The 9,210-nt window shown below is 72.5% G+C and carries 9 protein-coding genes and 1 pseudogene; 5 read left to right on the top strand and 5 right to left on the bottom strand.

What is annotated here, in order from left to right; translation table 11 throughout:
* Positions 1–1,025 (top strand): annotated as a pseudogene (locus BGM09_RS29100) (hypothetical protein); the annotation flags it as partial.
* Positions 1,026–1,045: 20 nt separating this feature from the next.
* Here the strand turns inward: BGM09_RS29100 and BGM09_RS29095 are convergent.
* From BGM09_RS29095 to BGM09_RS29085, 3 genes are all read right to left on the bottom strand, one after another.
* Positions 1,046–2,197 carry a sensor histidine kinase gene (locus BGM09_RS29095; protein ID WP_188284698.1) on the bottom strand — a complete coding sequence of 384 codons (1,152 nt, stop codon included), beginning with the start codon at positions 2,195–2,197 and terminating at the stop codon, positions 1,046–1,048.
* A gap of 140 nt (positions 2,198–2,337) precedes the next feature.
* On the bottom strand, positions 2,338–3,078 hold the full coding sequence (locus tag BGM09_RS29090) for an ABC transporter permease (protein WP_188284694.1): 741 nt from the start codon (positions 3,076–3,078) through the stop codon (positions 2,338–2,340).
* Positions 3,075–4,028: an ABC transporter ATP-binding protein gene (locus BGM09_RS29085; protein ID WP_223187760.1), complete on the bottom strand. Its 954-nt coding sequence runs from the start codon at positions 4,026–4,028 to the stop codon at positions 3,075–3,077. The genes BGM09_RS29090 and BGM09_RS29085 overlap by 4 nt, the downstream gene beginning before the upstream one ends.
* Before the next feature lie 251 nt (positions 4,029–4,279).
* Here BGM09_RS29085 and BGM09_RS29080 point away from each other — a divergent pair, with 251 nt between their 5' ends.
* Both BGM09_RS29080 and BGM09_RS29075 read left to right on the top strand, forming a co-directional pair.
* Positions 4,280–4,714 (top strand): hypothetical protein, encoded by a 435-nt coding sequence (locus BGM09_RS29080; protein ID WP_188284692.1) that lies wholly within the window; start codon positions 4,280–4,282, stop codon positions 4,712–4,714.
* Between the two features lie 345 nt (positions 4,715–5,059).
* Positions 5,060–5,674 carry a response regulator transcription factor gene (locus tag BGM09_RS29075; RefSeq protein ID WP_188284691.1) on the top strand — a complete coding sequence of 205 codons (615 nt, stop codon included), beginning with the start codon at positions 5,060–5,062 and terminating at the stop codon, positions 5,672–5,674.
* Between the two features lie 9 nt (positions 5,675–5,683).
* On the opposite strand, the gene BGM09_RS29070 is transcribed toward BGM09_RS29075, so the two are convergent.
* Together BGM09_RS29070 and BGM09_RS29065 are read right to left on the bottom strand one after the other, a co-directional pair.
* Positions 5,684–6,508, bottom strand: coding sequence for a transglutaminase-like domain-containing protein (locus tag BGM09_RS29070; protein ID WP_188284690.1), 825 nt, complete (start codon positions 6,506–6,508; stop codon positions 5,684–5,686).
* Entirely contained in the window at positions 6,505–7,269 is a 765-nt protein-coding gene (locus tag BGM09_RS29065; RefSeq protein ID WP_317452938.1) for a GNAT family N-acetyltransferase, read from the bottom strand. The genes BGM09_RS29070 and BGM09_RS29065 overlap by 4 nt, the downstream gene beginning before the upstream one ends.
* 372 nt (positions 7,270–7,641) lie before the next feature.
* Here BGM09_RS29065 and fdxA point away from each other — a divergent pair, with 372 nt between their 5' ends.
* On the top strand, positions 7,642–7,968 hold the full coding sequence (gene fdxA, locus BGM09_RS29060) for a ferredoxin (RefSeq protein WP_188284688.1): 327 nt from the start codon (positions 7,642–7,644) through the stop codon (positions 7,966–7,968).
* Positions 7,969–8,064: 96 nt separating this feature from the next.
* A complete protein-coding gene (gene dapC, locus BGM09_RS29055) occupies positions 8,065–9,162 on the top strand; it encodes a succinyldiaminopimelate transaminase (protein ID WP_188284687.1) in 1,098 nt (365 codons plus the stop codon).
* Positions 9,163–9,210: the final 48 nt, after the last annotated feature.

The raw sequence follows: 9,210 nt of genomic DNA, 5'->3' as shown, positions 1-9,210 counted from the left end.
GTCCCGTGCCCGCCCCCGTCCCCGCCGAGCCGCGCGCGGCGCAGCCGGCGCCCGCCGCGCCGCGTCCGCCCGCGAAGAAGAAGGGCCGCTCCAAGGTGGCCCTGCTGGGCGTCGGGGTGTGCACCGTCGCGGTGCTCGCGTACGGCGCCGGACTGCTGATGACCCACGGCGACGTGCCGAAGGGCACCACCGTGGTGGGCGTCGACATCGGCAACCAGAACAAGGGCGACGCGGTCAAGATGCTGGACACCGCGCTCGGTGACCGCAAGACCGCACCGCTCGAACTGACCATCGGCGACCGCAAGTTGAGTCTCAAGCCGTCGGTGGCGGGCCTGTCGGTCGACACCGACGCGACGGTCCGGGGGGTCGCGCACTCCGACTACAACCCGGTCTCCGTCGTCGGTTCGCTCTTCGGCGGCAGCCGCGTCGCCGACCCGGTCATAGTCGTCGACGAGGACAAGCTGCGGGTCGCGCTCAAGTCACTGGCGGGCCAGAGCGGTTCGGGCTCCGACGGCATGGTCCGCTTCGCCGACGGCAAGGCCGTCCCGGTGGCCGGCAAGCCCGGTCAGTCCTTCGATGTGAACGCCGCCGCGGCCAAGGTCGCCGCCGCGTACCGTACGCGCGCCGAGACCGGTTCCAATCCGGCCCTCGCGCTGCCGGTCACGACCACCCCGCCGAAGGTCACCCAGGCCGAACTGGACGCCGCGGTCAACGGGTTCGGCAAGCGGGCCATGTCCGACTTCGTCGTCGTCCGGGCGGGCCTGAAGTCCATCAAGTTCGGGCCGACGAAGTCGATCCCGAAGTTTCTGACGATGGTGCCGGACGCGGACGGCACGCTTCAGCCGCACATCGACCTCGCGGTCCTCAAGGGCCTGTACGGCGGCACGTTCGACGCCGTCAAGCTGAAGGCGAAGGACGGCTCCACCAGGGCCGTCACCCCGCAGGACGTCGCGGACGCCCTGCTGCCCGCGCTGGACGCGACGGGCGCCAAGCGCGATGTGACCCTGCCGAACGTGGCGGGCTGAGACCGCCCTCTCCGGGGTTCTCAGACGCCGGTCGGACTCGTCTCGTCGGCGCCGACCGGCACCGTCGCCGTCAGGCGGAAGCCGCCGTCGCCCGAGGGCGCGGTGCGCAGGGTGCCGCCGGCCAGAATGAGCCGCTCGGTCAGGCCGTTGAGGCCGTTGCCGGGGGTGTGGCGGGGAGCGGGGCCGCGGCCGTCGTCGGAGACGGTGAGGGTGGCGGCGGCGCCGTCCGCGCTGGTGCTCAGGGCGATCACGCAGGTGAGGGCGCCGCTGTGGCGTACGACGTTGGTCACCGCCTCGCGCAGCGCCCAGGCCAGGGCGCCCTCGCCGTCCGGGGCGAGACCGGGCAGCCGGTCCGGCTGGTGGACGCGCGCGGCGATCCCCGCGGAGGCCAACGCGGAGCGCGCGGAGGCCAGTTCGGCGGCCAGCGTCGGGCGGCGGTAGCCGCTGACCGCCTCCCGTACGTCGACCAGCGCCTGCCTGCTGACCTTCTCGATGTCGGCGACCTGCCGCGCCGCGTCCTGCGGCCGGTCCGGCAGCATCCGCCCGGCCAGTTCGCTCTTGAGCGTGATCAGGGACAGCGAGTGCCCGAGCAGGTCGTGCAGGTCACGGGCGAGCCGCAACCGCTCCTCGGTGGCGGCCAGATGCGCCACCGTCTCCCGCGCCTCGCGCAACTCCCGCATGGTCCGCACGAGTTGCCGCACGCCCACCATCGCGAAGCCGCCGAGCAGGGCCGGGACGACCAGCGCCGGGTAGAGGTCGCCGCTGCTGTCGACCCAGGCGCCGACCCCGGCGAGTGCCGCCGTGACCGCGGGAATCGCCCACCGGGACTGCGTGCCCGGCAGCGACGCCCCGCAGGCGACGGCCACGTAGACGAACATCACCAGCCAGTCCTTGCCGAGCGTCGCGGACAGCGTGAAGGCGAGCGCGACCTGGGCGGCGAGCACCCCGTACACCCAACGCTCCTGCATGTAGGCGGTGTTGGTGCGCAGGAAGACGACGGCGAGGTAGGAGACGACGAAGACGAGCAGGCCGCAGCCGGCGACGACGGTGACCAGGGCACCGTGGTGGCCGTCGGCCAGGTCGCTGACGGGGGAGCCGAGGTAGAGCAGCCAGATGCCGATCCACATCAGCTTGACCAGGGCCTGGCCGCGGGTCTCGGGGGCGCGGCCCATGGCGGTGGTGTCCGCGTCCTCCACCGCCTGCCGCCACGACGGCCAGGGCCGGTCCCGCTCCCGCGCCTGTTCCTCCGCCCGGTCCCGCGCCCGCGCCTGTTCCCGCTGCCGCCGCGCCCGCTCCTCCTTCGCCATCCGCGTCACGCCTTCTGCGTGTCCTTGCGGTACAACCAGGCGGCCGTGCCCGCGAAGAGCAGCAGGTAGAAGGCGAGAACGGCGATGTCACGGGCGTGCGGCGCGTTGCCGAACTCGATGGACTGGCCGAGCGCCGCGTACGGCCGTCCCGGCAGATAGTCGGCCATCGTCTGGAGCCAGTGCGGGAAGGTGGTGATCGGCACCCACAGGCCGCCGAGCATCGCCAGGACGAAGTAGGCGAGCATCGAGATCGGGCGGGCGACGTCGGCCGTGGCCACGTATCCGATGGCGACGCCGAGCGCCGCGAAGACCATGCTGCCCGCCCAGGTCGCGGCCAGGATCGCGATCCACTGCCAGGCGTCGAGCCGGACGTTCTTCACGGTCGCGCCGAGGATCAGCACGATCAGGATCGACGGCAGGCTGACGGTCGCGGCGGAGGCGATCTTCGCGGTGACGTAACCGCGGCCGGGCAGCGAGGTCAGCCGCAACTGCCGCACCCAGCCCTTCTCGCGCTCCCTCGCGATCCGCTCGGCGTTCCCCATCAGCACCGCCGTCATCGCGCCGAACGCCGCCATCGCGACCATGTAGTACGCGACCAGGGTGAGATTCAGGCCCTCGATCTTCTTCGACTTGTCGGCGCCCGCCGTGATGATCAGGAAGAGCAGGCCCGGGTAGAGCACCGAGAAGAACATGAACTTGCGGTTCCGCAGGGTGCGGACGATCTCCAGTCTGACCAGGGTCTTCATCGGTTCTCCGCCTCCTCGGCGGACGCTGCGTCGGTGATGGCGAGGAAGGCCTGCTCCAGGCCGAGGCCCGAGACCTCCAGATTGCGCGGGTACAGGCCGAGCGTGTACACGGCGTGCGTCGTGGCGTCCGCGTCGTCGGAGCGGATGCGGACGGTCGGCCCGGTGATGTCCAAGCCGACGATGTGCGGCAGCGCTTTCAGCGCCTTCTCGTCCGGGGTGCCGTCCAGGTCGAAGGTGATCCGGCGGGCGCCCGCCCGCGCCTTGATCTCCGCGGCCGTCCCGTCGGCGATCAGCCGCCCCCGGTGCAGCACCAGGACGCGGTCCGCGATGGCGTCCGCCTCCTCCAGGTAGTGGGTGGCGAACAGAACGGTCCTGCCCTTCTCCACCTGGCCGCGCATCGTGGCCCAGAACGCCTGCCGCGCGCTGACGTCCATGCCGACCGTCGGCTCGTCCAGCACGATCAGGTCGTTCGCCCCGGCCGTCGCGAGCGCGAACCGTACGCGCTGCTCCTGACCGCCGGAGAGCTTGTTGACCTTGCGGTCGCGGATGTCGGCGATGTCGGCGCCGGCCAGCACCTCGTCCACCGGGTACGCCTTCGGGTGCAGGTCGCACGCCAGGCCCACCAGCTCCCGTACGGTCACTTCCTCCATCAGGCCGCCGCTCTGGAGCATCGCCCCGACCCGGCCCGCGGCGATGGCCTGCGCCGGGGTCGTGCCGAACAGCCGCACGCTCCCGCTGTCCGCGTTCCGCAGCCCCAGCATCAGGTCGAGCGCGGTCGACTTCCCCGCGCCGTTCGGGCCCAGCAGGGCCACCGTCTCGCCCGGGTGCAGCGTCAGGCTCAGCTCCGCGACGGCTCGCACCGGCCCGAAGCTCTTGTTCACATCGCTGAAGGCGACCACGGGCTCGCCCTTGACGGCGGCCCCCGGCCCGTTCGCGGTCGTCATCCCCATTGCGCTCATGCCACCGATTTTCGCTCGCCCGCCCCTCGCCCGTGCAGTGCCGCGAGTCGTGTCTTCCCCATGACAGATGTCATACGGCGGTCCGCGTCCGGGTCCGGCTGTCACCGCCGGGTCCTCGGGCTGTAACCATCCGTGCCGGGGGTGGGACGCCGTGCCCGCGCGCTCGGTACGGTCCGGCCACCGGGCGCCGCCGTGGCGCCTTCTTGGGGGGAGTCGACGTGATGCGTTCCGCTACGAGACGTGTGATCAGACGTACGGTGCCGACGGCCGGGGTCGCGGTGGCCGCTGTGCTCCTGCTGGCCGCCTGCGGCGGGGGCTCGGGGGGTTCCAAGCCGTCCCCCACGGGGTCGGCCAGGGCCTCCGGCAGCGCTCCTGCCGCCTCCGTGTCCGCGTCCGCCTCCGCCACTGGTGGCTCCGGCGGGGCCAATCCGGTCGACGGCCCGACCTTCTGCGCCTTCCTCGCCAAGGAGGGGCCTCGCATCAAGGACTCCGGCGCCCCCGCGGGCGCCAAGGCGTTCTTCGCCATCGACCTCGCCAACTGGATCGAGCAGCACCCCGACCAGAAGCCGCGCACCGCCGCCGACCTTGACGCCGCCGCTCTGGGCTCCTGCCCCAAATACCGTGCGACGGTCACCTCCGCCATGGGCGCCACCAGCTTCACCGAAGCCCTCGGCTAGCCCCCTCCGGGGGGGGGTCCCACACCCTCGGCCCGCCGACCTCTCACGGGGCCCGCCCCGAGGCGGTATTACCGGGGCGGTGGGCCGATCTTTTAGGGGCGCGGGGAACTGCGCGCTCAGCCCGCACGGTGGCGCGGCTGAGAACCGGCCCCAGCGGGGCAGATGCTGTTTGTTTTCGGGCTGACAGCCCGGTGGGGCCGGGCCGCGCAGTTCCCCGCGCCCCTAAAAACGCGGCCTACCGCCCCGGTAAAAGAACCGCCCTGGGGCCGCGCCCCTCAAAGGATCGGTCTGCCGACCAGGCAGGGGAACCGTTGTGGGGGAAGGGCGGAGCCCTAGGGTGGGGGGATGAGGAGAAGCGTTCGGGTGCTGCTCGCAGAGGACCAGTCGATGGTGCGAGAAGCACTGGCGACGCTCCTCGGCCTCGAAGAGGACATCGAGGTCGTCGCCCAAGTGGCCCGCGGCGACGAGGTGCTGGCGGCAGCCACGACGCACCGCCCGGACGTGGCGCTGCTGGACATCGAGATGCCGGGCCTGACCGGCATCGAGGCGGCGGCGCAACTCCGCGAAGAGCTGCCGGAGGTCAAAATCGTGATCGTCACGACCTTCGGCCGCCCCGGCTATCTGCGCAGAGCGATGGAATCGGGCGCGGAGGCGTTCCTGGTCAAGGACGCGCCGGCGGCCCAACTGGCCGACGCCGTACGGCGGGTGCTGCGTGGCGAGCGCGTCATCGACCCCGCGCTGGCCGCCGCGGCGCTCGCCGACGGCGCCGACCCGCTGACGGCCCGCGAGCGCGATGTGCTGCGGGCAGCCGCAGACGGTTCGGTCAACGCCGAGATCGCGCGCTGCCTGCTGCTGTCGGAGGGCACGGTCCGCAACTACCTGTCGACCGCGATCCAGAAGACGGGCGCGCGCAACCGCGCGGAGGCGGTCCGTATCGCCCGCGAAAAGGGCTGGCTCTGAGCGGCGGGCTCAGTTCAGCAGCGCCCGCGCCGCGCGGGCCTTGCGGCGGATCTTCTCCGCGGTCTCCGGGTCGAAGCCGCCGATCAGTTCGGCGTACTCGTCGAGGGCCGCGGCGCCGCCGGTGAAGTCGCCGAGCCGGACGAGGAGTTGGGCGCGCTCGTAGCGCAGGCGGGCCGGATGGCGGGGGAGGAGCAGGCCGAGGTCGATCGTCCACAGCTCCACGGGGGCCTGTTCGAGGCGGGCGGACGCCCAGGCGCGGATGTTGTTCAGGACGCGGTGCACGGTGTCCAGCGGATCGGCGGGCGTGAGCATGCCGGGCGCCAGCGGGGCGCCGGTCGCGCCCGCGACCAGGAGTTCCGCGTCGGGCCCCGACAGCACCCGGCCGCCCTCGAAGGGATCGACCAGGACGTACGCGCCCGCCGGATCGCCGAAGCCGACGACGTAGTGGCCGGGCAGCGCGACCCCGTACACCGGCGCGCCGGCCCGCCGGGCGACCTCCGTCCAGACCGCCGACAGCAGGATCGGCAGCCCGCGCCGCCGCCGCAGCACCTGCTGGAGCAGCGACGACGAGAGCTTCTGGTAGTCGCCGGGCTCGCCGTGGAAGCCCAGCCGGGCCCCGAGCAGCCGGTGCAGGGCGTTCGCCCACTCCAGCGGCGTTGTCAGGCCGTACGGGAGCATCCCGGCGAGCCGGTCCAGCTCGATCTGGGCCGCGTCGATCGCGACGCCGTCCAGCGCCGGGTCGGCCTCCGCGCCGATGAGCAGGCACAGTTCGGCCAGGTCGGGGCGTTCCTCGCGCGCCGCCGCCGCGAACCGTTCCCGTACGTCCGCGCTCATACCGAGGGGCGCCGGTAGTGGTAGCCGTGGTGGTCGGTGAAGCCGAGCCCGTCGTAGAGCGCGCGGGCCGCCTCGTTGTCGGCCTCCACCTGGAGGTACGCGCTCCTCGCGCCCTCGTCGGCGGCGCGCAGGGCGAGCGCGCCCATGACGGCGGTGGCCAGGCCCCTGCGGCGGTGCGAGGGCGCCACCTCGACCGCGCCGAACAGCGCCCACGGCCCGTCGATCACGGCCCGCCCGATCGCGCCGGGCGCGGTCGCGAACCACACCGAGGGCCCGCCGGAGACCACCTTCAGCGCCGCGTCGGCGAGCGAGCCGGTGCGGTGGTAGGCGGCCAGCCACGCCGCGTCGGGCGTCCGGGACAGGGTGACGTCGTCCGCGCCCGGCAGCCGGGTGAGCGGCGCCAGCGGCGCGACCCTGACCAGCGTGTCCGCCTCCCGTACCCACCCGCGGCGCTTCAACTCGGCCGCGTAGGGCGAGGAGTCGGGCACCTGGAGATACGGCGTCGTGCCGCGCGACCCGTACCAGCCGACGACGTACGCGAGCGCGGCGTCCAGCGGGCGGTCGGGATCGCCGTCCACCAGGACGGAGTTGGCGCGGCGGGTGAAGCCCTCCCGTCGCCCACCACCATCCTTGTCCTGATGCGCTTCGCGCGCCCCTCCTATTGCCGCGCGCAGCGTCCACCGGCCCAGCGGCTCGGTCTCGGTGGCGGGCCAGGCGCGCGAGGCGAACGCCTCAAGCTCCTCGGGGGACGCGGACGTCACACGCGACATTCTCCGTGACGGCGGGGTGGGCGGCACCACCTTCCCCGCGACGAGGAGCGATTCGTCGATGCGTACCGTTTCCCCGGACCTCCGCGTGACGCACACCACTCCCGCATCCCACGATACGAGAACACCGACCGTATCGGTGAACGTAGGATGCCCGTCGGTGATCTCCAGGACCTGCCGTACCGATACGCGTTTTCCCACGTCAGACGGGGTAATCCGGATCACGAGCCGCGCTCCGGAAGAGAAATCCCCTGCCATGCGTGCCCCTCCTGTTCGGATCGTGCTCAGGAACGGAGATACTAGGTGCGGGCATCGACGACGCCGCGCTCCCGCGCGAGATGAGCCCTATCGAGGAGGAACGACAGCGTGACCTACGTCATCGCGCAGCCTTGTGTCGACCTGAAGGACAAGGCGTGCATCGAAGAGTGCCCGGTCGACTGTATCTACGAGGGCTCCAGGTCCTTGTACATCCACCCGGACGAATGCGTCGACTGCGGCGCCTGTGAGCCGGTCTGCCCGGTCGAGGCGATCTTCTACGAGGACGACACCCCGGAGGAGTGGAAGGACTACTACAAGGCGAACGTGGAGTTCTTCGACGAACTGGGGTCGCCCGGCGGCGCGTCCAAGCTCGGTCTCATCGAGCGCGACCACCCCTTCATCGCGGCGCTGCCCCCGCAGGCCCAGGACCACTAGGTCGGTCCGCCCGGCCCCGTACGGCGCGCGGAGCGATGCCGTACGGGGCTGTGGCGTACTCCGCCCGACACGCGCCCGACAAGCGAGAGTGAGCACGTGAGCATCTCCGCCCGCCTCCCCGTCTTCCCGTGGGACCGCCTGGAGCCCTACAAGGCGACGGCCGTCGCGCACCCGGACGGCGTGGTCGACCTGTCGGTGGGGACCCCGGTGGACCCGGTGCCCGAGGTGATCCGGCGCGCGCTGGCCGCCGCCGCCGACAGCCCCGGCTATCCGCTGACGTACGGCACGCGGGCGCTGCGCGAGGCCGCCGCGGGATATCTCAGCCGCTGGCACGGCGTGAGCGGCGCCGACCCGGCGAACATCCTGCCGCTGCTCGGCTCCAAGGAACTGGTCGGCTGGCTGCCGACGCTGCTGGGCATCGAGGCGGGCGACCGGATCGCGTATCCGAGCCTGGCGTATCCGACGTACGAGATCGGCGCGCTGGTGGCCCGCGCGGAACCGGTCACGTACGACGACCCGGTGACCGAACTCGACCCGGACGGCCTGAAGCTGCTCTGGCTCAACAGCCCGTCCAACCCCACGGGCCGTGTGCTGTCCGCCGCCGAGCTGCGCCGGATCGTGGGGTGGGCGCGCGAGCACGGGGTGCTCGTGGTGTCCGACGAGTGCTACGTCGAGCTGGGCTGGGAGGGTACGGAGCCGGTCTCCGTCCTGCACCCGGACGTGTGCGGGGACAGCCACGAGGGCCTGATCGCCGTCCACTCGCTGTCCAAGCGGTCCAACTTCGCGGGCTACCGCGGCGCCTTCCTCGCCGGTGACGCGTCCGTCGTCGCCGGTCTGCTGGAGGTCCGCAAGCACGTCGGGATGATCGTGCCCGCGCCCGTACAGGCCGCGATGGTCGCCGCGCTCGACGACCGCGAGCACGCGGTGGAGCAGAAGGAGCGGTACGCGCGCCGCCGCGCCGCCCTGCGGACCGCCTTCGAGGGCGCGGGTTTCCGGATCGAGCACAGCGAGGCCAGCCTGTACCTGTGGGCGACCCGCGCGGAGAACTGCTGGGACACCGTCGGCGACCTGGCCAAGCGCGGCATCCTGGTGGCGCCCGGCGAGTTCTACGGGCCGACGGGCGAGCGGTTCGTCCGGATCGCCTTCACCGCGGTCGACGAGCGGGTGGCGGCGGCCGTGGAGCGGCTGCGCTGAGCTCACCTGGCTGGGCCGCCTTTCTGGTGTGAGGCCGCCTGCCCGACA

Source organism: Streptomyces sp. CBMA29, assembly GCF_014596445.1.
GTDB lineage: Bacteria > Actinomycetota > Actinomycetes > Streptomycetales > Streptomycetaceae > Actinacidiphila.
Note: the sequence above shows the minus strand (reverse complement) of the source record. Positions and strands in the feature narration are given on the sequence as shown.

Coding starts and splice junctions, on each gene's coding strand:
- BGM09_RS29075 (WP_188284691.1), top strand. CDS start 5,060: ATGAGGAGAAGCGTTCGGGTGCTGCTCGCAGAGGACCAGTCGATGGTG.
- BGM09_RS29090 (WP_188284694.1), bottom strand. CDS start 3,078: ATGAAGACCCTGGTCAGACTGGAGATCGTCCGCACCCTGCGGAACCGC.
- BGM09_RS29070 (WP_188284690.1), bottom strand. CDS start 6,508: ATGAGCGCGGACGTACGGGAACGGTTCGCGGCGGCGGCGCGCGAGGAA.
- BGM09_RS29095 (WP_188284698.1), bottom strand. CDS start 2,197: ATGGGCCGCGCCCCCGAGACCCGCGGCCAGGCCCTGGTCAAGCTGATG.
- BGM09_RS29085 (WP_223187760.1), bottom strand. CDS start 4,028: ATGGGGATGACGACCGCGAACGGGCCGGGGGCCGCCGTCAAGGGCGAG.